Raw genomic sequence first — 24,494 nt, 5'->3', positions numbered from 1 at the left:
CTCCGCGCAGGATTGGTTGCACGTTGTATCACTCGTGGACGAGAGGTGCTTGAAAGCCGTAACGTGCTGATTTGCGCCACACGTACAGGACAGGTTGGGGACTTTGCTGGGGGACGACGCGGAGCTGACCGCCGCGGTGCTCGCGGCACAGGACGGCGACGAAAATGCGTTCCGTGCTGTGTACCGTGCCGTGCACCCACGCCTGCTCGGATACGTACGCACGCTCGTCGGGGACGGCGATGCCGAGGACGTGACCTCCGAGGCCTGGCTGCAGATAGCCCGCGACCTCGACTCCTTCACCGGTGACGCCGACCGCTTCCGCGGCTGGGCCGCCCGCATCGCCCGCAACCGGGCTCTGGACCACATACGCATGCGCGGCCGGCGCCCCGCCATCGGCGGCGACGACACCGAGCTGACGAGCTGGGCCGCCGAGTGCGACACCGCCGGCGCGGCGATGGAGTCCCTCGACACCGGGCGCACCATGGCGCTCATAGCCCAGCTGCCGCAGGACCAGGCCGAGGCCGTCGTCCTGCGGGTCGTGGTCGGCCTGGACGCCAAGAGCGCGGCCGAGACCCTGGGCAAGCGGCCCGGCGCCGTGCGCACCGCCGCGCACCGCGGCCTGAAGAAACTGGCGGAACTGCTCGCCGCGCAGGGCACGGACGGCGGCTTCGACGCAGGTCAGGGCACCGGCTCCAAGGCGGGAGCCGCGGTCGGCCATAATGCCGGTGGCCATGCGTGGGACGGCGGGGGCGGGAGGGATCTCGACGCCGTACCCGCACAGCGTGGCCGGGGTGGCAGCTACGCAGAACAAACCGGTGTGACGCATTCACGTTGGCGGACGCAGAAGGACATGTGATGGCCGACGAGCGCGACAGGTGGCTGGACGAGGCCGCGGCGGAAGCATTCCTGCGCGGCGGACCGGCGGAACCTGTGGGGCCCGCCGCCGATGCACGTGCCGCGATGGAAGCTGCCCGGCTGCGGGCCGCCCTGGACGCCCTGGCCGCGGTGGCGGCGGCTCCCGGGGGCGGGGAACTGCCCGGTGAGGGTGCGGCGATGGACGCCTACCGCGCCGCGCGCGGCGCCGCGCGCCGCACCGGTGTGCCGTCCGTCACGGACACCTCCGGCGAACCCCTGATCGACCTCGGCCGTGTCATTCCCGCACCCGTACCCGCACGCCGGCGCGCCCGGACCGTGAGCTTCGGCCTGGCCGCGGCCCTCGCGAGCGTCGCCGCGGGCGGACTGGCCGCCGCGGCCGGCGCCGGGCTGCTCGACCGGTCCCGGCACGACACCGCGGGACCGGGACCGGCGATGTCCGTGAGCGCCGGCGAGAGCCCGGCCCCGGGCCTCGGCACCAGTGCCCCCACGCCCGCCCCGAAGCTCCTGCCCACCCCGCAGCCGGACGGCTCGAACCCGGCGTTCGCCCCCGCGGTGCCCTCGCCGAGCACGGACGGCCGTACGCCGCCGGGCACGGGAACCGGCCCCGACACCTCCTCGGGCTCCTCGACGAGCGGCGGCTCGGGCAAGCACGAACCGGACGACCGCACCGGTCCGGGCGACGGGGAAGGCAGCCGCGACAACCTGGGCACCGGCGAACTCGGCAAGGACCGCCAGCGCGAGCTGGACAGCCGGCTCAAGGCCGACCTCTGCGAGGAGTACCGCAAGGGCCGCCTCAACGAGGACCGGCGCGAGCGGCTTTCGCGTCTGGCCGACGGGCTCCTGCGGATACCGGCCTACTGCGCCTCGGTGCTGGAGCGCGACGCCGACGGCACCAAGCGCCGCGACTCCCCGCTGGGAGGCGACGGGACGCTCAGGGCTCCGAGCCTGACGCCCGCCGTTCCGCAGGGCTCCACGCCCCTGCACACGGTCCGCTGAAACATATGCCGACCTGCCTGTAACACTTTTCGAATCGACGGCGCAGTACTTATCGAGCCGACTGGTCATCGGCCGCGCATGAGCCGGGGTTCCCCCCGTACCCCTGGGCTCTGCGCAACCGGCGCGGGCGGGGCACGTTCCCCCGGCCCTGCCCGCGCCCTTTACTTCGACCCGCCGGACGGGACAGCCGCTCAACGCGACAGGCCGCCCTGTGCGCAGCCCGCCGCACCGGCGGGCCCTGCACAAGGCGGCCTGTCGCGTTTCACCGGCTCGGGGCCGGCCGCACGGTCGGGGCCCGGAACCCGGGCCCCCGTCATCACCCTCAGCGGGCTCACCAGTAGACGACGACCTTGTCGCCGACCTGCACGTCGTCGAAGAGCTTCGACAGCTTGCCCTTGTCGCGGACGTTCACGCAGCCGTGCGAGGCGCCGTTGTAGCCGCGGGCCGCGAAGTCGGCCGAGTAGTGGACCGCCTGGCCGCCGCTGAAGAACATCGCGTACGGCATCGGCGTGTGGTAGATCGTCGACGTCCAGTCCTTGGCCTTCCAGCCCACGTTGAACACGCCCTCGCGGGTCGGGGTGTTCTCGGAGCCGAAGCGGACGTCCATCGTCGAGACGACCTTGCCGTCGATCATCCAGGCGAGCGTGCGGCTCTCCTTGCTGATGCACATGACGCGGCCGGTCATGCAGCGCGGGTCGGGCGCGGCGACCTCGTTGACGGTCGGCGGGCGCAGCTCGTCGGCGGTGGGCTTCTTGCTGGAGCTCTGGATCTTCTTCCAGGTCTTCTCGTCGACCCCGCCGGTCGCGTCCAGACCGTTCTTCGACTGGAAGGACTTCACCGCGGCCGTGGTCTTCGAACCGTAGAAGCCCGTCGGCGCCACCGTCATCAGCTTGAGCTGCTTCAGGCGGGCCTGGAGCTCGCGGACCTGCTCGCTCTCGTCGCCGTTGGCCATGATCTGCTTCACCGAGGGCGACGGCGAGGCCGACGCGGAGGCGGACGCCGAGGCCGAGGCCGACGGCGAGGGCTCGCCGGGCTTGTTGTCGGTGGACGGGGAGGCTTCGGGGGTGGCGCCCGCCGTGGGCGAGGACGGTGCCGCGGAGGAGGAGCCGGCGGACTCCGTCTTCTGCGGGCCGCAGGCGGTCGCGGCGAGCGCGACGGCGGTGGCCACCCCGATCGTGCGGATTATGACTCTCTGGCGCTGCATTGCAGTCCCCCGGTTTCTACGTCGTGTATCTAGGTGATGCCTGGCGCGCGCGGAGAGTTGCACAGGGTGCCGGGATGTTGCGCCATTGTGACCAGCAACCGTCCGCAGCCTTAAGAAGCGACGCGCGGGCAAGGTTGTATCAGCCCCGGGCCCGGTTGCTCTACGGAGGACTTCGTCACATGGCCAGCACGGAGAGCGGAATCCCGGTCGAACCGGTCTACGGGCCGGGCGATCTGACGGAATGGGACCCCGAGGTCCAATTGGGTGCACCTGGGGACTTCCCCTACACCCGGGGGATTTATCCAAACATGTACACCGGTCGGCCGTGGACCATGCGGCAGTACGCCGGCTTCGGCACGGCCACCGAGTCCAACGCCCGCTACCGCCGGCTCATCGAGGGCGGCGGCACCGGGCTGTCGGTCGCCTTCGACCTGCCGACCCAGATGGGCCACGACTCCGACGCGCCCCTCGCCCACGGAGAGGTCGGCAAGGTCGGGGTGGCCGTCGACTCCCTCGACGACATGCGGACGCTGTTCGACGGGATCCCCCTGGACCGGGTCTCCACCTCGATGACGATCAACGCGCCCGCCGCGCCGCTCCTGCTGCTCTACCAGCTGGTCGCGGAGGAACGGGGCATCCCGGGCGCGGAGCTGACGGGGACGATCCAGAACGACGTCCTGAAGGAGTACATCGCCCGGGGGACGTACATCTTCCCGCCCGGGCCCTCGCTGCGCCTGACGGCCGACACCTTCCGCTACTGCCGGGCCGAGATCCCCCGCTGGAACACCATCTCCATCTCCGGCTACCACATGGCCGAGGCCGGCGCCTCGCCCGCGCAGGAGGTGGCCTTCACCCTCGCCGACGGCATCGCCTACGTCCGCACCGCCCTCGCCGCCGGGATGGCGGTCGACGCGTTCGCACCCCGGCTCTCCTTCTTCTTCGTCGCCCGCACCACCCTGCTGGAGGAGGTCGCGAAGTTCCGCGCCGCCCGGCGGATCTGGGCCCGCGTCATGCGGGACGAGTTCGGGGCGCGGGACCCGAAGTCGATGATGCTGCGCTTCCACACCCAGACCGCCGGAGTCCAGCTCACCGCGCAGCAGCCCGAGCTGAACCTCGTACGCGTCGCCGTGCAGGCCCTGGCCGCGGTGCTGGGCGGCACCCAGTCGCTGCACACCAACTCCTTCGACGAGGCGATCGCGCTGCCCACGGAGAAGTCGGCCCGCCTGGCGCTGCGCACCCAGCAGGTCCTCGCACACGAAACGGACGTCCCGCACACCGTGGACCCCTTCGCCGGGTCGTACGCGGTCGAGCGGATGACGGACGAACTGGAGGCGGCGGCCCTCGACCTGATGCGGCGGGTCGAGGAACGGGGCGGGGCGGTGGCCGCCATCGAGGCCGGCTTCCAGAAGGCGGAGATCGAGCGGAACGCCTACCGCATCGCGCGGGAGACCGACAGCGGGGGGCGGGTGGTGGTGGGGGTCAACCGCTTCGCGCTGGAGCGCGAGGAACCGTACGAGCCGCTGCGCGTGGACCCGGCGATCGAGGAGCGGCAGTGCGCGGCGCTGGCGCGGCTGCGGGCGGAGCGCGACGGGGCGGCGGTGACGGCGGCGCTCGGGGCGCTGCGCGAGGCGGCGGCGGGCACGGCGAACGTGCTGTACCCGATGAAGGAGGCGCTGCGCGCGCGGGCCACGGTGGGCGAGGTCTGCGGGGCGCTGCGGGAGGTGTGGGGCACCTACGAGCCCACCGGTTCCACATGGTGAAACCCATTGGACTGTCAGGTGTGTCTCCATGGGACACTCCTGCACATGCTGGGTGTCACCGATCTGCCGACGTACCTCGCCGGCCTCGTCCTGATCATTCTCCTGCCGGGACCGAACTCGCTCTACGTGCTGTCCGTCGCCGCCCGCCGGGGCGTGCGCACGGGCTACAAGGCCGCCGCCGGGGTGTTCACCGGTGACGCCGTCCTGATGGCGCTGACCGCCGTGGGCGCCGGGGCGCTGCTGCGGGCCAGCCCGCTGGTCTTCACCGTGGTGAAGTTCCTCGGCGCCGGGTACCTGGCCTGGCTCGCCGTCGGGATGATGCGGGGCGCCTGGGCCCTGTGGCGGACGCGCCGGGAGCGGGACGAGGAGCGGGCCGCGGGCCCCGGCGACGCGGCGGAGAACGAGCGGCCCTACCGCCGTGCCCTGCTGATCAGCCTCCTCAACCCGAAGGCCATCCTCTTCCTGATGTCCTTCTTCGTGCAGTTCGTGGACCCGTCCTACGCCTACCCCGCGCTGTCGTTCCTGGTCCTCGGCGGGCTGCTGCAGACCGGCAGCTTCCTCTACCTGACGCTGCTGATATTCGGCGGCACCCGCCTCTCGGAGGCCTTCCGCCGCCGCAAGCGGCTGTCGGCCGGGGCGACCTCGGCGGCGGGCGTGCTGTTCCTGGGCTTCGCGGCCAAGCTCGCCACCGGCTGACGCCCCTCGGGACGCGCCGGGTCGGGACGCCTCAGTTCAGGACGCGGCGCAGCGTCCGGGCCATGCGCCGCACGGTCCGGCTGCGCGGCAGGAACGACAACTGGGCGGGGATGCCGCCGGGCAGGCCCAGCGAGGTCAGCCGGCGGCGCGTGAAGTACCGCCAGGTGTCCGGGGTCAGGTGCGCGGCCAGGTACGCCTCGGCCGCGGCCCGCCGCGCGGACAGGACCTGCGGCTGCATGGTGAACCCGACGGCGGCCAGGAGCCCCGCCCGGTCCGCTCCCGCCCGCCCCAGGGACGCGGGCGTCCAGGCGCGGACCGCCTCGGGGTCCGCCAGGTCCGGCAGCAGCGCGTCCACCAGCACCAGCGGCACCCGGTTGCTGTTCTGGTACGGGGCCAGGCGGGCCAGCACCGGCCCGGTGCCGGTGCGTGCCACGGGCAGCCCGTACAGCGTGGCGGCGGTCAGCAGTCCCGTCGAGAAGCAGCCGACCACCAGCGCCGGGCGCAGCCGCCGGTAGAGGGTCTCGGCCAGGACCGGGCTGCTGGTCACGGTGAGCCGGGCGCCCAGCCGTTCGGCCTCCGCCGCGGCCTTGCGGGCGTACGCGGCGGGCGCGCCGGGATGGGGCTTGAAGACCAGCTCGCGGTGGCCGAGCGCGAAGGCCCCCCGGACCATCGAGGCGTGCAGCTCCTCCTCCTCGTCCGGGGTCATCAGGTCGAGCGCCGACAGGTACTGGCCCAGCAGCAGGGCCGGGGACTCCCCGCCGCCGTCCAGGTCCGCGCCGTGCGGCGGGAGCTCCGCGAGGACCTTCAGGAAGGACTCCGCGGGCACCAGCTCCGGCCGCGCCCCGAACTCCGTCAGCAGCAGCGGCTCCAGGCCGGGCACGAGGTCCAGGTGGAGCACCCGCCGTACGCGCATCCCGAGCTGCGGGTCGAGGCGGAAGCGGGTCGGACCGTAGCTCATCAGCCCGTCGGCGTAGACGTCGACCGCGGCGCCCGGGAACAGCCGGCACAGGGACTGGGCCGGCGGCACCTGGAGCGACTCCACGATCAGCTCGACCCGGTCCTCGCCGAGCCCCCACAGCGCGCGCAGGTGCCGCTCCCAGATCGGGACGTCCTCGGCGCGCGGGGCCCAGGTGCTCGGGTGCTGCGGCTCGATCACGGCGTTCCAGTCGAGCACCTCGTCGAAGCGGGTGCGCAGCGCGGCGAAGCCCGGCATGCCGGCCACCCCCGGGGCCACCTCGGCCGTGACGGCGTGATTGCTGGTGAGCAGGATCCGGCGGCCCGCGGGCGGGAAGGAGCCCGCGTCGACGCCCGCCGCGAGCGTGGCGGCACCGTAGAGGGTGGAGGCCAGGAAGATCTGCGTGAGCATCAGGCGGTCGCCCCCGACGGGGTGCGGCGGCTGCCGCGCAGGCGGCGCAGGAGCGCGGAGCGTTCGGCGTCCATCGAGTCCAGGACCTGGTCCAGAACGTCCTGGGGCATGCGGCCGAGCGCGGCGGCGCTCATGAGGCGGAGTTTCTTGGCCACGGCCGGTTCATACCTTTCGATGGATCCGAAATGGTGCGCGATAATTGCGCAGTACGTTCGTACGGATTTCGGGAGAAGCAGATCGGAGTCCCGGTCTTCGGTGACGCCGGCGAGGACCTCGTCGAATGCCCGGATGAAATCGAGCTGCCGTTCGTCCTTGATCTGCGTCAATGACGTGGAAACACCGCGCCGGTAGAAGATCCCGGGCAGCCCGACCGCGGCGAAGGACTCGGCCTCCCGGTGCAGCCGCCAGATCCACGGCCGGTCCTCCGCCGTGCGCAGCCCGTCGGTGAAGTGCAGCAGGCCGCGGTCCAGCAGCCGCCGGTGGTACATCCCGGCCCAGGCGTACGGGTAGTCGACCGACGTCGCCCGGTCGGCGGGCAGGATCGCGCCGCGCGGATCGGCGACGACGGACTGCGGGCCGAAGGGCACGCGCTGCACGCTCCGCGTCCGGCCCGTGCACCGCACATGGTCGGTACGGATGAAATCGCAGTTCAGAGCCTCAATGGCGGCCAGCATCCGGGCCAGGTGGCCGGGGGCCAGCCAGTCGTCGCCGTCCAGGAAGGCGAGGTACTCGCCGCGGGCCGCGTCCAGCCCGGTGTTCCGCGCGGTCGCCAGGCCGCCGTTGCTCCCGTGTCTGAGGTGCACCGCCCCGGGCAGCCCGCCCGCCGCCCGTTCCAGCAGGTCCGACGTCCCGTCCGTCGAGCAGTCGTCGACGAGCAGGAACTCGAAATCCTCCCGGGCGTTCAGTTCGAGACTCTTCAGGGCGTCCGGTGCGTACGTCTGCACGTTGTAGAACGGCACGACAACAGAGAGCTTGGGCACCTGCGAGACATTAGGACGCCGCCCGTCATTGACTGTGGCCCGGACGCGGATTTCATGTGAACGGCGCGGGGCGGGCGGGTTAACCCGTGCGCTTTCGCATTCAGTCGACGCTTTGTTAACCCGCTGTTGTGCGTTCGTTGGGCCGATCACCGAAATCGCCGAATAGCTTCTGCCGCGTGCCAGAACGCAAACGCGTCGCCGTACTCGCCGATTCCGATACGAGATGGAAATGGGGCGCGACCACCGCCCGCCACCTCGTGCCCGACCACGAGCTCAGCGGATACCTGCTGCGCGGCCGGGCCACGCCGACCGCGCGCCAGCTCGGCGAGGTCGGGGTGCGGGCCGACCGGCTGGCCGAGGTGACCTGCGCCGAGTTCCTCGCCGAGATCGAGCGGGAGCGCTACGACGTGGTCGTCCTCGCGCTCGTCGGCGGAGCCGTCCAGGCCGTCCTGCACGGGGCCCGTGCCCTGTGGCCGGCCCCCGCCCGGCGCCCCGTACTCGTCACCGGATACGTCGGGGTCGTATACGAGAAGCTCGCCGACGGGCTGCTGCTGCGGCACGGGGCCGATCTCGTCCTCGCCAACTCCCGCCACGACGCCGAGCGCTTCCGCGCCGTCTACGAAGGGGTCGGCGCGGACGCCGGCGCCGTCACCGAGACCGCGCTGCCCTTCCTCGGCGGGGCGCCGTACGAGCCCGCCGGGAGCCGCGCCCACACGGTGGTCTTCGCCGTGCAGCCCTCCGTGCCCGACAGCCGCGCCGACCGCGCCTACCTGCTGGAGCGGGCCGCGGGCCACGCCCGCAAGCACCCCGACCGGGAGGTGCTGATCAAGCTGCGCAGCAAGCCCGGGGAGCACACCACGCACCTGGAGGAGCAGCCGTACCAGCGCCTCGCGGAGCGGATCCCCGGCGGCCTGCCCGCCAACTGCCGCCTGGTGTACGGGAACATGGGCGAGGTGCTGGACGGCGCCGACCTCCTGGTCACCGTCTCCTCCACAGCCGCCCTCGAGTCCCTGCACCGCTCCATCCCCACGGCGGTCCTCACCGACCTCGGCATCCGCGAGGCCCTCGGCAACCACCACTTCCTGGGCTCCGGCTGCCTGGCCTCCTGGGACCAGCTCGACTCGGGTCTCCTCCCGGAGGGCGACCCGGTCTGGCTGGCCGCCCAGGGCGTACACATCCCCGGCGCGGGCGGTGCGGGCGGCGACGCCCACGCCGTCGCCCGGGCCAAGGTCGCCGGCCTGCTCGCCGCGACCCGGCTGCCCTCGCCCGCCCCCTATTACACGCTCGCCACCGCCCCCGGATACCTGCCCGGCATCCTGGCCCGGCACCGCCTCGCACCCGACGGCACCCCGATGCCGGGCGCCGCACGGCAGGAGGCGGGGGAGTCCCGGCTGCGCCGCCGGCTCCGCGCCCACCTGCGCGAGGCCGCCCGCGGGGCCTACCGGCACGGGGTGCAGCGCGTCGCCCCGGTGATCCGCAGGCTGGGGGAGCTGTGAGGGTCCTCGCCGTCATCCCCGCCCGCGGCGGATCCAAGGGGGTCCCCGGCAAGAACCTCGCCGAGGTCGCCGGCACCCCGCTCGTCGCCCGCGCGGTCCTGGCCTGCCGGGCCGCGCCCACCGTCACCGACGTCGTGGTCTCCACCGACTCCGACGCCATCGCCGGGGCCGCCCGCGCAGCGGGCGCCGACGTGATCGCCCGGCCCACCGCGATCTCCGGCGACACCGCGAGCAGCGAGGCCGCCGTCCTGCACGCGCTCTCCGCCTTCGAGGAACTGCACTCGCTCACCGTGGACGTGGTCCTCCTCGTCCAGTGCACCAGCCCCTTCCTCGCCACCTCCGACGTCGAGTCGGTCGCCGTGGCCGTCGCCTCCGGGGCGGCCGACTCGGCCCTGACCGTGGCCCCCTTCCACGGCTTCCTCTGGCGGGACGACCCCGACGGCACCGGGACCGGGACCGGGGTCAACCACGACCCGGCGTACCGGCCCCGCCGCCAGGACCGGCCGCAGGACCTGCTGGAGACCGGCGCCGCCTACGCCATGGACGCCGCCGGCTTCCGCACCGCCCGCCACCGCTTCTTCGGCCGCACCCTGCCCGTCCCCACCGACCCCGCCCGGGTCCTGGAGATCGACGACCCGCACGACCTGGCCCGTGCCCGGCTGCTCGCCCCGCTGCTCGACCCGCGCCCCGGCGGCGCGCACGCGGACCCGCAGCCCGACGCGGAGCCGGCCCCGCACCACCCCGACCCGCAGCCCACACCCCGAACGCCCCCGCACCGAAGGACGCCTCCTGCCATGACCTCCCTGCCCGACCCCCGTCTGCGTACCTTCGGCTCCCGCACCGCGGGCCCCGGCCGCCCCGTCTACGTCGTCGGCGAGATCGGCATCAACCACAACGGCGACCTCGGCAACGCCTTCGCCCTCATCGACGCCGCCGCCGAAGCCGGCTGCGACGCCGTGAAGTTCCAGAAGCGCACCCCGGAGATCTGCACCCCGCGCGACCAGTGGGACATCGAACGCGACACCCCGTGGGGCCGCATGACCTACATCGACTACCGCCACCGCGTCGAGTTCGGCGAGGACGAGTACCGCGCCATCGACGAGCACTGCGCCAAGCGGGGCATCGACTGGTTCGCCTCCCCGTGGGACACCGAGGCCGTCGCCTTCCTGGAGAAGTTCGACGTCCCCGCCCACAAGGTGGCCTCCGCCTCCCTCACGGACGACGAGCTGCTGCGCGCCCTGCGCGCCACCGGCCGCACCGTCGTCCTGTCCACCGGCATGTCCACCCCGCAGCAGATCCGCCACGCGGTCGAGGTGCTCGGCAGCGCCAACATCCTCCTCTGCCACGCCACTTCGACGTACCCGGCCAAGGCCGAGGAGCTCAACCTGCGGGTCATCGACACCCTGCGCGACGAGTACCCCAACGTCCCCATCGGCTACTCCGGCCACGAGACAGGCCTGCAGACCACCCTCGCCGCCGTCGCCCTCGGCGCCACCTTCGTCGAGCGCCACATCACCCTCGACCGCGCGATGTGGGGCTCCGACCAGGCCGCCTCCGTCGAGCCCGGGGGCCTGGCCCGCCTGGTCCGCGACATCCGCACCATCGAGACCGCCCTCGGCGACGGCGTCAAGCGGGTCTACGAGTCCGAGCTCGGCCCCATGAAGAAGCTCCGCCGCGTCCGCGGCGAGCTCGCCTCCGTCTAGGGGGTGTCCCGTCCGGCTCCGGTCCGGCGCGTACCGGCCCCGCCCCACGACAAGGAGTACGTGTGAGCAGCTCCGCCTCCACCCTGGCGTTCGTCGAGAGCCCGGTCCAACTCCTCAACGTCCTGGAGTGGGCGTACGCGCGCGCCGCCGCGCCCGGCAGAGCGCTGGACGCGGTCCCGAGCCAGCGCGGGCGCCGCGCCGCCGGACCGGGGCCGGAGCCCCGGCCGCGCCCGGCGGGCACCCTCGCCCCCGTGCGGATCGTCGTCCTGCCGCCCACCGACCCCATGTCCCGCGGCCAGCTGCGCCGGATGGCGGCGCTGGCCCGGGACGAGGGGTGCGAGGTGCAGTGGCAGGAGGCGCGCGGCAGCCGGCTCGCGCCGCTGAAGGCGCTCGCCGCACTGGCGCGCGACGTCCGCGCGGCGAGCACCGTCGTCGTCGGCGACCCCTTCTCGCGCTACGTCCAGCTCCTGCTCACCCTGGTGCGCGCCGAGGAACTCGTCGTGGTCGACGACGGCACCGCGACCATGGAGTTCGTCGCGCAGACCGCCCGCGGCGAGCGCCTCGTGCGCTGGCACCGGGTCGGCGGCGGAGGGCTGCCCGGCCGCGTCCGCGAGCTGGCGTACGCGCCCGTCTCGGCGGCCGCGCGGCGCCGCTTCGCCCCGGCCGGCGCCGCCGCGGCGGGGAAGGCCCGCCGCGTCGAGGTGTTCACCTCGATGCCCGTCGCTCCGCACGGCGGGATGACGCTGCGGGCCAACGAGTTCGCCTGGACCCGCGCCCGCTTCGGCCCGCCCCGCCTGACCAGGGGCACCGACCTGGTCGGCACCTCGCTCGTGGAGACCGGCGTCGTCGACCCGGACCGCTACCTCGACGCCGTCCGCTCCCTCACCCTGGAGCACGGCGCCACCCGCTACTTCGCGCACCGCCGGGAGTCCCCGGAGAAGCTGCGCGCCCTGAGCCGGGAGACCGGGCTGGAGATCGTACGCCCGGACCTGCCGCTGGAACTGATCGCCCGTCGGGGTCCCGTCGGCCGGACGATCCTCAGCTTTCCGTCCACGGTCGTCCACACCCTGCCGTACGCCCTGACCGGTACCGGTGTCACCGTCGCCGTATGCGATGTGGACCCGGCCTGGCTCACCGGGTCGGCGTCCCCGCGCGCGAAGAGCTTCCTGGCGGGGGTCACCGACACCGCTCGTGATGTGCACAGACTGCCTGCCCAGGCGGCGCCCACGGGCGGATGAGCGCGCGAGTTTACCCCCGGGCTCACCCGGTCATGCGTCCAGAGGCTGGGTTTCTTTCCCCTAACGGCATGAACTTTTCGTGATCCCCGACCAGTTGAGCCATCCGTGCGCCTACCCTTCAACGGGTGAACCAGTTGATGTCCCGCGAGTCCCAGACCCTCCAGCCCGTCGCGTCCGACCGGCCCGAGCTGCCCGGCAAACTTCCGGACCACCTGCGCACCGAACTGATCGCCTTCCGCCGGGACTTGCACATGCACCCGGAGCTCGGACACCAGGAATTCCGCACCACTGCGGCGATCAAGGCCAGGCTCGAGAAAGCCGGCCTGCGACCACGGGTCCTGAAGTCCGGCACCGGCCTGATCTGTGACGTAGGCACCTGGGACGGGGGCCGGCCGATGCTGGCCCTGCGCGCGGACATCGACGCCCTGCCCATTCCCGATGCCAAGACCCACGTCTCCTACCGCTCGACCGCCCCCGACCGCGCCCACGCGTGCGGCCACGACGTGCACACGGCCGTCGTCCTCGGAGCCGGCCTCGTCCTCGCCGAGCTCGACCGGCAGGGGCTCCTGCCCCGGCCCGTGCGGCTGCTCTTCCAGCCCGCCGAGGAGGTGCTCCCCGGCGGAGCCACCGACGCCATCGAGTCCGGGGTGCTGGACGGCGTGGGCCGGATCGTCGCCGTGCACTGCGACCCCCGGGTCGACGCCGGCCGGATCGGACTGCGGCCCGGCCCCATCACCTCCGCCTGCGACCGGCTGGAGGTCAGCCTCACCGGCTCCGGCGGGCACACGGCACGGCCGCACCTGACCACCGACCTGGTGACCGCCGCCGCCCGGGTGGCCGTCGACGCCCCCGCCCTGCTCGCCCGCCGGATGGACGCCCGCTCGGGCATGTCGGTCACCTGGGGCCGGATCGAGGCCGGGCACGCCTGCAACGTGATCCCGATGCACGCCGAGCTGTCCGGAACTGTTCGGTGCCTGGACCTCGCCGCCTGGCACGAGGCGCCCGACATGATCCACGCGGCGATCGACGAGATCGCCACCATGCACGGGGCCAAGTTCGAGATCAACCACGTGCGCGGGGTGCCGCCGGTGGTCAACGACCCGGTGATCACCGAGCTGCTGCGCGAGGCGATGGCGGCCCGCTGCGGTGCCGAGTCGGTCGAGGACACCGAGCAGAGCCTGGGCGGGGAGGACTTCTCCTGGTACCTGGAGCACGTCCCGGGAGCCATGGCGCGCCTGGGCGTGCGTACTCCGGGCGACACCGCCAAGCGCGATCTGCACCGCGGGGACTTCGACGTGGACGAGGACGCGATCGCCGTCGGCGTCGAGTTCTTCACCGCCGCCGCCCTGATCGACGGCCGCCGTACGCCGCCGTCCCGGTAGGGATCGGGCCGCACTCATTACAACATCGGCGAGCCTTCCGGCCGACGCGTCCAGCCCTTGGTACACAAGGGCTGGACGCCTTGGCAGTTACCGATCGGTCACTGTCCGGTTCGCGACGATCCGATAACGACTCATGAACGGGCCTTTAACTGACATCTACGCGCGTTACGATCGCCGCGAAACCAGCGCCGGTCGTGGCGCTTCGGTCAGGTTTTTAAGGAGCCTCCCCTTGCGCCGGATCACCAGGATCGCCACCGTGGGCATCGCGTCCGCGGCGCTGGCCCTCTCGGCCACCGCCTGTGGCGGTAAGAAGTCCTCTGACGCTGCTGCCTCCCCCTCGGAGTCGGGCGGTCAGAAGTCCGCAGCCATCGCGTACGACATCGGTGGCCGTGGCGACCAGTCGTTCAACGACGCCGCCTACGCCGGTCTGAAGAAGGCCGAGACGGACCTCAAGATCAAGGGCGCCGAGGCGGAGCCCACCGACGGCGAGGGCGAGGCCGACAAGGTCCAGCGCCTCACCGAGCTGGCCCGCAAGGGCAACAACCCGGTCATCGGCGTCGGCTTCGCCTACGCCCCGGCCATCAAGAAGGTCGCGCCGAAGTTCCCGAACACCACGTTCGGCATCATCGACGACACCTCGGTGACCGGCCCGAACGTCGCCAACATGGTCTTCAACGAGGAGCAGGGCTCCTACCTGGCCGGCGTCGCCGCCGCCAAGGCGTCCAAGACCGGCACGGTCGGCTTCATCGGCGGTGTCGAGGTCCCGCTGATCAAGAAGTTCGAGGCGGGCTTCACCCAGGGCGTCAAGGACACCAACCCGAACGCCAAGGTGCTCTCCACGTACCTGACCCAGCCGCCGAACTTCGACGGCTTCGCCAAGCCCGACCTGGGCAAGGCCGCCGCGCAGGGCCAGCTCGACGCCGGTGGCGCCGACGTCATCTACGCCGCCGCGGGTCTGGCCGGCTCCGGTGCCATCGAGGCCGCTTCCGCCAAGGGCAAGTGGGCCATCGGTGTCGACTCCGACCAGTACAACCAGGCCGGTCTGGCGAAGTACAAGGACTCCATCCTGACCTCGGTCACCAAGGACGTCTCGGACTCCGTCTTCAACCTGATCAAGTCGGTCGAGGACGGCAAGCCCACCACCGGTGAGATCCGCTACGGCCTGGACAAGGACGGTGTCGGCCTGGCCGACTCCAACCCGAAGTACAAGGAGATGACCGACGTCATCGCCGCGGTGGAGAAGGCCAAGGCCGACATCATCGCCAAGAAGATCACCGTCAAGACCGCCCCGTAAGGCAGTCTCTGACATGTAGTCCTGGTCTCCGGGGTCCGGGAAGCGGTCGACATCGCTCCCGGGCCCCGAGCCTCGTTCTGTGATCACTAGTCTGTGACCTAGCAGCCTTTGTGGCCGCGAGTTTTCACTTCCGACAGTGCTACGCGCGTAGAAGCATCGTGGACGCGATACTTTCACTCCCCGCCCTGTCCTCCCTGCCTTCCGCTCCTTTCGCGCCAAGGAGAGTGCGTCATCAACGCGTCCAGCCCGCCCCACGCCGTAGAACTGCACGGCATCACAAAGCGCTTCCCCGGCGTCGTCGCCAACAAGGACATCGCGATCACCGTCCGCAAGGGCACGGTCCATGCCCTCATCGGTGAGAACGGCGCCGGCAAGTCGACTCTGATGAAGATCCTCTACGGCATGCAGAAGCCGGACGAGGGCACCATCGCCATCGACGGGGAGCAGGTCGCCTTCAACAGCCCGGGCGACGCCATCGCCCGCGGCATCGGCATGGTGCACCAGCACTTCATGCTCGCCGACAACCTCACCGTCCTGGAGAACGTGGTTCTCGGCGGCGAGAAGCTCTACGGCATCGGCGCCAAGGCCCGTAAGAAGATCATGGAGATCTCGGACGCCTACGGCCTCGGCGTGCGTCCCGACGCCCTCGTCGAGGACCTCGGCGTCGCCGACCGCCAGCGCGTGGAGATCCTCAAGGTCCTCTACCGCGGTGCGAAGATCCTCATCCTCGACGAGCCGACCGCAGTGCTCGTGCCGCAGGAGGTGGACGCGCTCTTCGACAACCTGCGCGAGCTCAAGGCCGAGGGCCTGACCGTCATCTTCATCTCGCACAAGCTGGGCGAGGTCCTGAAGGTCGCCGACGACATCACCGTCATCCGGCGCGGCACCACGGTCGGCACCGCCGACCCGAAGACCGCCACCCCCAAGCAGCTCGCCGAGCTGATGGTCGGTGCGGAGCTGCCGTCGCCCGAGACCCGCGAGTCGACGGTGACCACGACCCCGATGCTCCAGGTGAGCGGCCTGACCGTCGCCGCGGGCGACGCCGTCGTCGCCGAGCCGGAGGTCCTGGTCCCCGCGGGCGCCCCGGACTCCGCGACCCTGGAGAAGGCCGAGGCCGGCCGCCTCCTGCTGGACGACATCAGCCTCACCATCCACAAGGGCGAGATCCTCGGCATCGCCGGTGTCGAGGGCAACGGCCAGACGGAGCTGATCGAGGCCCTCATGGGCATGATGGCCCCCGACGAGGGCGTCATCACCCTCGACGGCAAGGACATCACCAAGCTCCCGGTGCGCAAGCGCCGCGAGGGCGGCATCGGCTACATCCCCGAGGACCGCCACCGCCACGGCCTGCTGCTGGAGTCCCCGCTCTGGGAGAACCGCATCCTCGGCCACGTCACCGAGGCGCCCAACTCCAAGAGGGGCATCCTCGACCCGAAGGCGGCCCGCAAGGACACCGAGCGGATCGTGCGCGAGTACGACGTGCGCACGCCCGGCATCGACGTCACCGCGGCCTCGCTCTCCGGCGGCAACCAGCAGAAGCTGATCGTCGGCCGCGAGATGAGCCACAACCCCAAGTTCCTCATCGCCGCCCACCCCACCCGCGGTGTGGACGTCGGTGCGCAGGCGCAGATCTGGGACGCGATCCGCGAGGCCCGCCGCGAGGGCCTGGCCGTGCTGCTGATCTCCGCCGACCTGGACGAGCTCATCGGCCTGTCCGACACCCTGCGCGTGATCTACCGCGGTCGCCTGGTCGCGGACGCCGACCCCGCGACCGTCACCCCCGAGGAGCTCGGCACCGCCATGACGGGCGCCGCCTCGGGGCACCTGGAAGCAACCGACAACCACTCCGCCGCTGCCGACGGTGACACGACGGAGGACGAGGCCCGATGAAGAAATTCGACAAGGACCGGCTGCTGCTCGCCATCGCAGGGCCCCTGCTCGCGCTGGTCAGCGCCTTCGTACTGACCATGATCGTGCTGGCGGCGACGGGCATCAACCCGATCGAGCCGCTGCGCATCATGGTGGAGAACGGCGGCTACGAGGACATCCAGGTCCTCATCGTCAACCAGGCCGGCACGTACTACCTGGCAGCCCTGGCCGTCGCCATCGGCTTCCGGATGAACCTCTTCAACATCGGCGTCGACGGCCAGTACCGCCTCGCCGCGATGATCTCCGCCGTGGTCGGTGGCGCCATCGCGCTGCCCGGTCCGCTGCACATCCTCCTGATCGTCCTCGTCGCGATGCTCACCGGTGCCTTCTGGGCCGGTATCGCGGGTGTCCTCAAGGCCAAGCGCGGTGTCAGCGAGGTCGTCTCGACGATCATGCTGAACGCCATCGCCACCAGCCTCATCGCCTGGCTGATCCTGCCGAAGAACCTCGGCGTCCAGGTCGAGGGCTCCAACGACCTCACCACCGGTGAGATCGCCCAGTCCGGCTGGTTCCCGGCCCTCTCCCTGGGCGACTCGGGCGAGATCTACGGCTTCACCTTCATCGCCTTCGCCCTCGGCGTCGTCTACTGGTTCGTGCTCAACCGCACCCGCTTCGGCTTCGACCTGCGCGCCAGCGGCGCGAGCGAGTCCGCCGCCGCGGCCTCCGGCGTCGACTCCAAGAAGATGATCATCACCGCGATGCTCATCTCCGGCGCCGTCGCCGGCCTGTCCGGCATGCCGGTGCTGCTCGGCGAGAGCCACACGTACACCCTGGTCTTCCCCGTGGGTGTGGGCTTCACCGGCATCACCATCGCCCTGCTCGGCCGCAACAGCCCCGTGGGCATCTTCTTCGCCGCCCTCCTGATGGCCTTCATCGACAAGGCGTCCGCCGGTCTCGACACGGCCGGCTACGCCAAGGAGATCGGCACGATCATGAAGGGCCTGATCGTGATCGCGGTGGTCGTCTCCTACGAGCTGATCCGCCGCTACGGCATCCGCCGCCAGCAGCAGAAGGTCGGCGAGGAACTGGCTGCGGGCCACGCCATGAAGACCGAGAAGGAGGTCGCGGCGTGAGCGCCAGCACCGTTTCCACGAAGAAGGCGGCACCCGCGCCGGGCGGCCGCAAGAAGCTCACCCTTCCCTGGATCCTGCTGATCATCGCGGGCGCCCTCGCGCTCGTCTCCGTGGTCCGCCTGATCTCCGGGGCCAACGACCTGACCTCCGTCGGCCAGGTCTCCGGCGCCCTCTCCCTCGCCGTGCCGATCGGCCTCGCCGGTCTCGGCGGTCTGTGGGCCGAGCGCGCGGGCGTCGTCAACATCGGCCTCGAAGGCATGATGATCCTCGGCACCTGGTTCGGTGCCTGGGCCGGCTACCAGTGGGGCCCCTGGACCGGTGTGCTCGTCGGCATCGCCGGCGGCGCCGTCGGCGGCCTGCTGCACGCGATCATCACGGTCACGTTCAACGTCAACCACATCGTCTCCGGTGTGGCCATCAACATCCTGGCGCTGGGCTTCACCCAGTACCTGTCGAACTTCACGTTCGCCGAGGCGCCGGGCGGCTCCTCCAAGCAGTCCCCGCAGGTCGAGCCGATCACCAAGATCACCATTCCCGGGCTCTCGGACTGGATGGCCGACCTCCAGGCCAAGCACTGGTTCTTCGTCTCGGACCTCGCCGGCGTCATCGGCGGCCTGATCACCGAGATCTCGCTGCTGACCATCGTGGCCCTGCTGCTGATCCCCGGCACCTGGTGGGTGCTGTGGCGGACCTCCTTCGGTCTGCGCCTGCGCTCCTGCGGTGAGAACCCGATCGCCGCCGAGTCCCTCGGCGTCAACGTCTACAAGTACAAGTACATCGCCGTGATCGTCTCGGGCGCCCTCGCGGGCCTGGGCGGCGTGTACCTGTCCGAGGTCGCCAGCCCCATCTACCAGGAGGGCCAGACCGGCGGCCGCGGCTACATCGGTCTCGCCGCGATGATCTTCGGCAACTGGATGCCGGGCGGCATGGCGCTGGGCGCGGGCCTGTTCGGCTTCATCGACAGCCTCAAGCTGCGCGGTGGCGCCGAGAACGTCCACGCGATGCTGCTGCTGATCGCGATCCTGCTGGTCATCGTCTGCGTCTGGCAGCTCTACAAGAAGAAGTACATCCAGGCCGGCATCTCGGCGGCCTTCGCCGCGCTGCTGTTCGTCTGGTACGCGGTGACCGACGCGGTGCCGAGCCAGTTCGTCGACGCGGCCCCGTACCTGACCACCCTGCTCGTGCTCGCCCTGTCGGCGCAGCGCCTGCGGATGCCCAAGGCGGACGGCATGCCGTACCAAAAGGGTCAGGGCAAGTGACCCGGGAGCAGACCGTGGACTGGGAAGCCCTGCGGACGCACGCCCGGGAAGCGATGACCCGGGCGTACGCCCCCTACTCGGGCTTCCCGGTCGGGGTCGCCGCCCTCGTCGACGACGGCCGCATCGTGACCGGCTGCAACGTCGAGAACGCGAGCTACGGGCTGGGCCTGTGCGCCGAGTGCGGCCTGGTCTCCTCCCTCCAGGCCACGGGCGGCGGCCGCCTCACGCACTTCACGTGCGTGGACGGCAAGGGCGAGATCCTCGTCCCGTGCGGGCGCTGCCGCCAGCTGCTGTACGAATTCGGCGGCGACGAGCTGCTGGTGGACACCCCGGACGGGGTGCTGCCGCTGGCCGCGATGCTGCCCCAGGCCTTCGGGCCCGGTCACCTGAGATAGCCGTGCCGACGGCCCTTCGCCCCCTGCCGGGCGGAGGGCCGTCGCACTTGCCGTTCCCTGATCCCCTCTCCTCCCTCTCTCTATGCGCGTAGAAGGAAGCACCTCATGGACGTCATCTCCGTCATCCGGACCAAGCGGGACCGCGGTGAGCTGAGCCCCGAGCAGATCGACTGGGTCATCGACGCCTACACCCGCGGCGTCGTGGCCGACGAGCAGATGTCCGCCCTGGCCATGGCCATCCTGCTCAACGGCATGAACCGGACCGAGATCGCCCGCTGGACCGCGGCGATGATCGCCTCCGGCGAGCGCATGAACTTCGACGCGCTCTCCCGCCCGACCGCCGACAAGCACTCCACCGGCGGCGTCGGCGACAAGATCACCCTCCCGCTGGCCCCGCTCGTCGCCGCGTGCGGCGCGGCCGTGCCGCAGCTGTCCGGCCGCGGCCTCGGCCACACCGGCGGCACCCTCGACAAGCTGGAGTCCATCCCCGGCTGGCGTGCGCTGCTCTCCAACGAGGAGATGATGCACGTCCTCGACACCACCGGCGCGGTCATCTGCGCGGCGGGCGACGGCCTGGCCCCGGCCGACAAGAAGCTGTACGCGCTGCGCGACGTCACCGGCACGGTCGAGGCGATCCCGCTGATCGCCTCCTCGATCATGTCCAAGAAGATCGCCGAGGGCACGGGCTCGCTCGTCCTGGACGTGAAGGTCGGCACCGGCGCCTTCATGAAGAACATCGAGGACGCGCGCGAGCTCGCCCGCACCATGGTCGGCCTCGGCACCGACTCGGGCGTCAAGACCGTCGCGCTCCTGACCGACATGTCCACCCCGCTCGGCCTGACCGCCGGCAACGCCCTCGAAGTCCGCGAGTCGGTCGAGGTCCTCGCCGGCGGCGGCCCCGCCGACGTCGTCGAGCTGACCATCGCGCTCGCCAAGGAGATGCTGGACGCGGCGGGCATCAAGGACGCCGACCCGGCGAAGGCCCTGGCCGACGGCTCCGCGATGGACCACTGGCGCCGGATGATCGCGGCCCAGGGCGGCGACCCGGACGCGGCCCTCCCGGTCGCCCGCGAGCAGCACGTGGTCACCGCCCCCGAGTCGGGCGTCCTGACCCGCCTGGACGCGTACGGCGTGGGCGTCGGCGCCTGGCGCCTCGGCGCGGGCCGCGCCCGCAAGGAGGACCCGGTGCAGGCGGGCGCCGGCATCGAGCTGCACGCGAAGCCGGGCGACACCGTCACGGCCGGGCAGCCGCTGATGACCCTGCACACGGACACCCCGGAGAAGTTCGAGTACGCCCTGGGCGCGCTCGAGGGCACCTTCGACATCGCCCCGGCGGGCACGTCCTTCTCCGCCACGCCGATCGTCCTGGACCGCATCGCCTGACCTGCGGCTTCCCGTACGAGTGAACGGGACCGGTGGACCCCCGCCGGTCCCGTTCGGCATGCTGGGACCGGTGCCGGACGGTTCAGTCAGAGCCGCGGCAGGGGTTCGTCCGGGCGCGGTTCGCGGCGCTGGTCCAGCCAGAACAGGTAGCCGCGCAGGTAGGCCTCCAGGCCGTCGTCGATGTGGGCGACGAAGTCCCGGTGGCCCCGGGCGGCGTCCTCGTGGTGCCCGCGGTACCGGGGATCCTCCTCGGCCTCCCGCTCCTGCGCCGCCGCCAGGGCCCACGCGCGGACCCGTCCGCGGTCCCGCCACCAGTCGCGGACCGACCCGGCCGTCCAGTGGTCGTCGCCGTCGCAGGCGTAGCCGGAGTACGGCTCGATCCTGGCGGCTTCCACCAGGTGCTCGGTCTCGATGGCGGTGACCGGCTGGCGGTAGACGAACTCGTGCTCACAGTCGTAGGCGACGTGGCGGGGCGCGAACGCGCGCCCGAACTCCATGGTGTCGGTGTTCGCTCCGTAGAACGGCCCCGGAACGTTGAGCCAGTGCCGCTCCGCCCAGACCCCCGTGAAGACGGGAGAGCCGGTCCCGGTCGTGGTGATGCGGCGGGCATGGGGGACCGGGTCCCAGTAGGCGGGCTGCATCGGGCCATTGTGGGGGCGCGGCGATGAGTTCCGGTGGGCGGGGGAGTCACCCCCTCGTGGAGACCACCCGACTCGTGCTGCCCGGACCCGCCCCGACCGCCCGCGACGCCGCGACCCTGTGCGCGCGCCTGGCCCGGCTGTACGAGGGCGGGGCGCGCACCGTGGAGTGCGACGCGCGCGCCGTCACCGCGCCGGGACTGGGTGCCGTGGAGGTGCTGGCCCGGCTGCGGCTGACCGCGCGGGGGCGGCCGCTGCGGGTGACCGGGGCCGCGCCCGCCCTACGCGCCCTGCTGGGCCTCGTCGGACTCGTCGAGCTGCTCGGGGAGGCCGAAGAGCGGGAACCACCGGGCCGTGTCCAGGAAGGCGTTGAGGCCGACGATCCGGCCGTCTGAGACCTCCAGCACCTGGAGCGCCCACGGGGTGTGCCCGGGCCGGCCGTCCTCGCGCGGGCGGTACTGGCCGAAGGCCGGCATGCCGTTCGCGGTCGTCGGGACCAGGCGGGAGCCCTTGCAGCCGATGCCCTGGTTGAGGTGCCACGCGGCGATGTCCGCCCTGCCCTGCAGCCACAGGTCGAAGGGCGGCATGGACAGGACGGCGTCCTCGTGCAGCAGCGTCGTCAGGCGCGAGATGTCGTAGGACTCGAAGGCGGCGAGGTACTGCTCCAGCAGCTTCGACTGCTCCGCGTCCAGCGGGTCGGCCGACTCGCTCTCGCGCATCCGCTGCCCGGCCAGCGTGGCCCGCGCCCGCTGGAGCGCGCTGTTCACCGAGGCCACCGTGGTGTCCAGCAGCTGCGCGACCTCGTCCGCCTTCCAGGCGAGCACCTCGCGCAGGATGAGCACCGCGCGCTGCTTGGCCGGCAGGTGCTGGAGGGCGGCGACGAAGGCCAGCCGCACGGACTCCTTCGCGAGCGCCATCTCGGCCGGGTCCGCGGTCTGCGGCAGCACCCGCCCGTCGGGGACGGGCTCCAGCCAGGTCACCTCGGGCCGCTGGTTGAGCACGGCGGAGGACTGGTGCTGCGGGGCGGTCAGGTCCATCGGACGGGCCCGCTTGTTCCCGGCGTTGAGCAGGTCCAGGCAGACGTTGGTGGCGATCCGGTAGAGCCACGAGCGCAGCGAGGAGCGGCCCTCGAACTTCTCGTAGCTGCGCCAGGCGCGGATGTAGGTGTCCTGCACCGCGTCCTCGGCGTCGAAGGCGGAGCCGAGCATGCGGTAGCAGTAGCCCGTGAGCTCGACCCGGTAGCGGTCCATCGCCGCGTCGAGGTCGCTGCTGGTGGTGGCGAGGTCGCTCATGTCGGTCCGTCCCCCTGAGGTTCGTGGCTGCTTCGGAACCTACCCGAGGGGTCTGACAACGGCAGCCGGAAGCGGAGAGCCGGCCAGGTCTGTCGACGTCAAGTATCTTGACGTCGAGATTAATCTGATGCAGGCTTCCGCTGTATCTCGACGTCGAGATACTTGGCTCGGCGGGCGGGGAGGCCTGGGATGCGGCGCGGCGGGGAGATCCGGAAGGCACGGCGCGGGGAGCGGGAGCCCGGCCTGGTGGCGCAGCTGCGGCGGCCGCCCGGCGGCCGCGACGCGCGCATCATGCTGCTCGCCCAGGCACTGGACCGTGCCGGCACCGGCGTCTGGGCCGCGGCCTGCGTCCTCTACTTCACCTTCGTCATCGGCCTCGACGCCGGGCAGGTCGGCCTCCTGCTGGGCGCGTCGGGCGTCGCGGGCATCGCCGGCTCGCCCCTGGCGGGCCACCTCGCCGACCGCTTCCCGGTGCGCTCCCTGCTGATCGGAGCCCACCTGCTGCGCCTGGTCGCGCTCTGCCTGCTGCTCGTCGTCACCGACTTCGCGCTGCTCCTGCCGGTGGTGGCCGTCACCCACCTCGGGGACCGTGCCGCCAAGACCCTGGAGATGCTCTTCGCCACCCGGGTCGCGGGCGACCGGCGCGCCACCTACCAGGCGCTGTCGCGCAGTTCGGCCAACGCCGGCTACGCCCTCGGCGCCGGACTGGCCGCCATCGGCCTCGCCGTCGGCACCCGCGGCGCCTACCACGTGCTCATCCTGGCCGACGCGCTGTCCTTCCTGGTGGCCGCCGCCCTGGTGTGGCGCACCCGGGAACCGCGCGGCCACGGGCTCGTGACCGCACCCGAACCCGCCGACGGCGATGCCACCGCATCCCGAGCCCCGGTCGCGCCCGCCGGCCCGAGCCCGTGGCGGGACCGCGGCTACCTCCGGTTCGTCCTGCTCGACATCCCGATGAACCTCGACGACTCGATCCTGGCCATCGGCATCCCGCTGTGGCTGGTGAGCCGCACCGACGCGCCGCACGAACTGATCCCGGCCTTCCTGGTCGTCAACACCGTGCTCGTCGTCGCCCTCCAGCTACGGGTGACGGCGAAGGTCCGGGGCCCGCGCCCGGCGGCGGGAGCGGTCGCCTTGTACGGGCTGACCACGCTCGTGTGCTGCGCCCTCCTGGCCGCCGCGCCCGGCGGCGGCGCCTGGGCCGCCTCGGCCGCCCTGCTCGCCGCGGCGGTGCTGGCCACCGCGGCCGAGCTGATGCGCTCGGTGAGCTCGTGGGAACTCGCCGTCTCCCTCGCGCCCCGCCGGGCGCGCGCCTCGTACCTCGGCGTGGCCGGCATGGCGCAGTCCGTGCAGAAGTCCGCGGGCCCGCTGCTGCTGACCGGCGCCGTGATGGCGGCCGGCCCGGCCGGGTGGATCGCCCTCGGCGCGGCCGTGGCCGGCCTGTCCCTGGTCCAACGCCGCGCCGCCCTGCGCAGGTTGGACGCCCTGGCCGCGGCGCCGGGCCCGGCCCCGGCCGCCGCGGCGGCCGCCTGAG

General features: G+C 72.1%; 21 protein-coding genes and 1 pseudogene. 17 read left to right on the top strand and 5 right to left on the bottom strand.

The features are described from left to right. The first annotated feature begins 103 nt into the window (after window positions 1–103). Both AB0O53_RS35700 and AB0O53_RS35695 read left to right on the top strand, forming a co-directional pair. Window positions 104–856 (top strand): RNA polymerase sigma factor, encoded by a 753-nt coding sequence (locus AB0O53_RS35700; RefSeq protein ID WP_351001621.1) that lies wholly within the window; start codon window positions 104–106, stop codon window positions 854–856. Beyond that, window positions 856–1,872: a hypothetical protein gene (locus AB0O53_RS35695; protein ID WP_365201211.1), complete on the top strand. Its 1,017-nt coding sequence runs from the start codon at window positions 856–858 to the stop codon at window positions 1,870–1,872. Before AB0O53_RS35700 ends, AB0O53_RS35695 begins: the two co-directional genes overlap by 1 nt. A gap of 331 nt (window positions 1,873–2,203) precedes the next feature. Here the strand turns inward: AB0O53_RS35695 and AB0O53_RS35690 are convergent, their stop codons facing one another. Then, the gene (locus tag AB0O53_RS35690; protein ID WP_078959227.1) at window positions 2,204–3,076 is read right to left on the bottom strand and encodes a L,D-transpeptidase family protein; all 873 of its coding nucleotides are present in this window, start codon (window positions 3,074–3,076) and stop codon (window positions 2,204–2,206) included. A gap of 179 nt (window positions 3,077–3,255) precedes the next feature. On the opposite strand from AB0O53_RS35690, the gene AB0O53_RS35685 reads away from it, so the two are divergent. Both AB0O53_RS35685 and leuE read left to right on the top strand, forming a co-directional pair. Continuing rightward, window positions 3,256–4,836 carry an acyl-CoA mutase large subunit family protein gene (locus AB0O53_RS35685; protein WP_351001617.1) on the top strand — a complete coding sequence of 527 codons (1,581 nt, stop codon included), beginning with the start codon at window positions 3,256–3,258 and terminating at the stop codon, window positions 4,834–4,836. A gap of 45 nt (window positions 4,837–4,881) precedes the next feature. After that, window positions 4,882–5,532 carry a leucine efflux protein LeuE gene (gene leuE, locus AB0O53_RS35680; protein WP_351001615.1) on the top strand — a complete coding sequence of 217 codons (651 nt, stop codon included), beginning with the start codon at window positions 4,882–4,884 and terminating at the stop codon, window positions 5,530–5,532. A gap of 31 nt (window positions 5,533–5,563) precedes the next feature. Here the strand turns inward: leuE and AB0O53_RS35675 are convergent, their stop codons facing one another. Together AB0O53_RS35675 and AB0O53_RS35670 are read right to left on the bottom strand one after the other, a co-directional pair. Next, window positions 5,564–6,898, bottom strand: coding sequence for a polysialyltransferase family glycosyltransferase (locus tag AB0O53_RS35675; protein ID WP_351001613.1), 1,335 nt, complete (start codon window positions 6,896–6,898; stop codon window positions 5,564–5,566). Then, window positions 6,898–7,878, bottom strand: a complete 981-nt coding sequence (locus tag AB0O53_RS35670) for a glycosyltransferase family 2 protein (protein ID WP_351001611.1) — start codon at window positions 7,876–7,878, stop codon at window positions 6,898–6,900. Before AB0O53_RS35670 ends, AB0O53_RS35675 begins: the two co-directional genes overlap by 1 nt. Before the next feature lie 176 nt (window positions 7,879–8,054). On the opposite strand from AB0O53_RS35670, the gene AB0O53_RS35665 reads away from it, so the two are divergent. The 11 genes and pseudogenes from AB0O53_RS35665 to AB0O53_RS35615 all read left to right on the top strand — a co-directional run bounded on the left by AB0O53_RS35665 (window position 8,055) and on the right by AB0O53_RS35615 (window position 21,030). After that, a complete protein-coding gene (locus AB0O53_RS35665; protein WP_351001609.1) occupies window positions 8,055–9,374 on the top strand; it encodes a DUF6716 putative glycosyltransferase in 1,320 nt (439 codons plus the stop codon). Then, a pseudogene (locus AB0O53_RS35660) lies at window positions 9,371–9,736 on the top strand (acylneuraminate cytidylyltransferase family protein); the annotation flags it as partial. The gene AB0O53_RS35665 and the pseudogene AB0O53_RS35660, both read left to right, overlap by 4 nt. Before the next feature lie 441 nt (window positions 9,737–10,177). Continuing rightward, window positions 10,178–11,077, top strand: a complete 900-nt coding sequence (locus AB0O53_RS35655; protein ID WP_351001651.1) for an N-acetylneuraminate synthase family protein — start codon at window positions 10,178–10,180, stop codon at window positions 11,075–11,077. Between the two features lie 62 nt (window positions 11,078–11,139). Further along, window positions 11,140–12,315 carry a hypothetical protein gene (locus tag AB0O53_RS35650; RefSeq protein WP_351001607.1) on the top strand — a complete coding sequence of 392 codons (1,176 nt, stop codon included), beginning with the start codon at window positions 11,140–11,142 and terminating at the stop codon, window positions 12,313–12,315. 137 nt (window positions 12,316–12,452) lie between these two features. Next, window positions 12,453–13,697 (top strand): amidohydrolase, encoded by a 1,245-nt coding sequence (locus tag AB0O53_RS35645; protein ID WP_351001649.1) that lies wholly within the window; start codon window positions 12,453–12,455, stop codon window positions 13,695–13,697. A gap of 229 nt (window positions 13,698–13,926) precedes the next feature. After that, window positions 13,927–14,991 (top strand): BMP family lipoprotein, encoded by a 1,065-nt coding sequence (locus AB0O53_RS35640; protein WP_351001605.1) that lies wholly within the window; start codon window positions 13,927–13,929, stop codon window positions 14,989–14,991. Between the two features lie 231 nt (window positions 14,992–15,222). After that, window positions 15,223–16,881 (top strand): ABC transporter ATP-binding protein, encoded by a 1,659-nt coding sequence (locus AB0O53_RS35635; RefSeq protein WP_351001647.1) that lies wholly within the window; start codon window positions 15,223–15,225, stop codon window positions 16,879–16,881. Continuing rightward, window positions 16,878–17,993 carry an ABC transporter permease gene (locus AB0O53_RS35630; RefSeq protein ID WP_351001603.1) on the top strand — a complete coding sequence of 372 codons (1,116 nt, stop codon included), beginning with the start codon at window positions 16,878–16,880 and terminating at the stop codon, window positions 17,991–17,993. Before AB0O53_RS35635 ends, AB0O53_RS35630 begins: the two co-directional genes overlap by 4 nt. Further along, window positions 17,990–19,252: an ABC transporter permease gene (locus tag AB0O53_RS35625; RefSeq protein WP_351001602.1), complete on the top strand. Its 1,263-nt coding sequence runs from the start codon at window positions 17,990–17,992 to the stop codon at window positions 19,250–19,252. Before AB0O53_RS35630 ends, AB0O53_RS35625 begins: the two co-directional genes overlap by 4 nt. Next, window positions 19,249–19,647 carry a cytidine deaminase gene (locus tag AB0O53_RS35620; protein ID WP_351001600.1) on the top strand — a complete coding sequence of 133 codons (399 nt, stop codon included), beginning with the start codon at window positions 19,249–19,251 and terminating at the stop codon, window positions 19,645–19,647. The genes AB0O53_RS35625 and AB0O53_RS35620 overlap by 4 nt, the downstream gene beginning before the upstream one ends. Before the next feature lie 105 nt (window positions 19,648–19,752). Then, complete coding sequence (locus tag AB0O53_RS35615) at window positions 19,753–21,030, top strand: thymidine phosphorylase (protein WP_351001598.1); 1,278 nt, start codon at window positions 19,753–19,755, stop codon at window positions 21,028–21,030. An 86-nt stretch (window positions 21,031–21,116) separates the two neighbouring features. Here the strand turns inward: AB0O53_RS35615 and AB0O53_RS35610 are convergent, their stop codons facing one another. After that, complete coding sequence (locus AB0O53_RS35610; protein WP_365201203.1) at window positions 21,117–21,671, bottom strand: ferredoxin; 555 nt, start codon at window positions 21,669–21,671, stop codon at window positions 21,117–21,119. A 56-nt stretch (window positions 21,672–21,727) separates the two neighbouring features. On the opposite strand from AB0O53_RS35610, the gene AB0O53_RS35605 reads away from it, so the two are divergent. Further along, a complete protein-coding gene (locus AB0O53_RS35605; RefSeq protein WP_351001595.1) occupies window positions 21,728–22,063 on the top strand; it encodes an STAS domain-containing protein in 336 nt (111 codons plus the stop codon). On the opposite strand, the gene AB0O53_RS35600 is transcribed toward AB0O53_RS35605, so the two are convergent. Next, complete coding sequence (locus AB0O53_RS35600) at window positions 21,950–22,960, bottom strand: sigma-70 family RNA polymerase sigma factor (protein ID WP_365201199.1); 1,011 nt, start codon at window positions 22,958–22,960, stop codon at window positions 21,950–21,952. The genes AB0O53_RS35605 and AB0O53_RS35600 overlap by 114 nt on opposite strands. Window positions 22,961–23,149: 189 nt before the next feature. Between AB0O53_RS35600 and AB0O53_RS35595 the strand changes: the two genes are divergently transcribed. Further along, a complete protein-coding gene (locus tag AB0O53_RS35595; protein WP_351001592.1) occupies window positions 23,150–24,493 on the top strand; it encodes an MFS transporter in 1,344 nt (447 codons plus the stop codon). Window position 24,494: the final 1 nt, after the last annotated feature.

This window comes from Streptomyces erythrochromogenes, assembly GCF_040684695.1.
In the GTDB taxonomy this organism is placed as follows: Bacteria; Actinomycetota; Actinomycetes; order Streptomycetales; family Streptomycetaceae; genus Streptomyces; species Streptomyces erythrochromogenes_C.
The sequence above is the reverse complement of the archived record's forward strand: the minus strand, read 5'-3'. Positions and strand labels throughout refer to the sequence as shown.

Coding starts and splice junctions, on each gene's coding strand:
- AB0O53_RS35615 (WP_351001598.1), top strand. CDS start 19,753: ATGGACGTCATCTCCGTCATCCGGACCAAGCGGGACCGCGGTGAGCTG.
- AB0O53_RS35685 (WP_351001617.1), top strand. CDS start 3,256: ATGGCCAGCACGGAGAGCGGAATCCCGGTCGAACCGGTCTACGGGCCG.
- AB0O53_RS35690 (WP_078959227.1), bottom strand. CDS start 3,076: ATGCAGCGCCAGAGAGTCATAATCCGCACGATCGGGGTGGCCACCGCC.
- AB0O53_RS35630 (WP_351001603.1), top strand. CDS start 16,878: ATGAAGAAATTCGACAAGGACCGGCTGCTGCTCGCCATCGCAGGGCCC.
- AB0O53_RS35595 (WP_351001592.1), top strand. CDS start 23,150: ATGCGGCGCGGCGGGGAGATCCGGAAGGCACGGCGCGGGGAGCGGGAG.
- leuE (WP_351001615.1), top strand. CDS start 4,882: ATGCTGGGTGTCACCGATCTGCCGACGTACCTCGCCGGCCTCGTCCTG.
- AB0O53_RS35645 (WP_351001649.1), top strand. CDS start 12,453: ATGTCCCGCGAGTCCCAGACCCTCCAGCCCGTCGCGTCCGACCGGCCC.
- AB0O53_RS35695 (WP_365201211.1), top strand. CDS start 856: ATGGCCGACGAGCGCGACAGGTGGCTGGACGAGGCCGCGGCGGAAGCA.
- AB0O53_RS35610 (WP_365201203.1), bottom strand. CDS start 21,671: ATGCAGCCCGCCTACTGGGACCCGGTCCCCCATGCCCGCCGCATCACC.
- AB0O53_RS35600 (WP_365201199.1), bottom strand. CDS start 22,960: ATGAGCGACCTCGCCACCACCAGCAGCGACCTCGACGCGGCGATGGAC.
- AB0O53_RS35675 (WP_351001613.1), bottom strand. CDS start 6,898: ATGCTCACGCAGATCTTCCTGGCCTCCACCCTCTACGGTGCCGCCACG.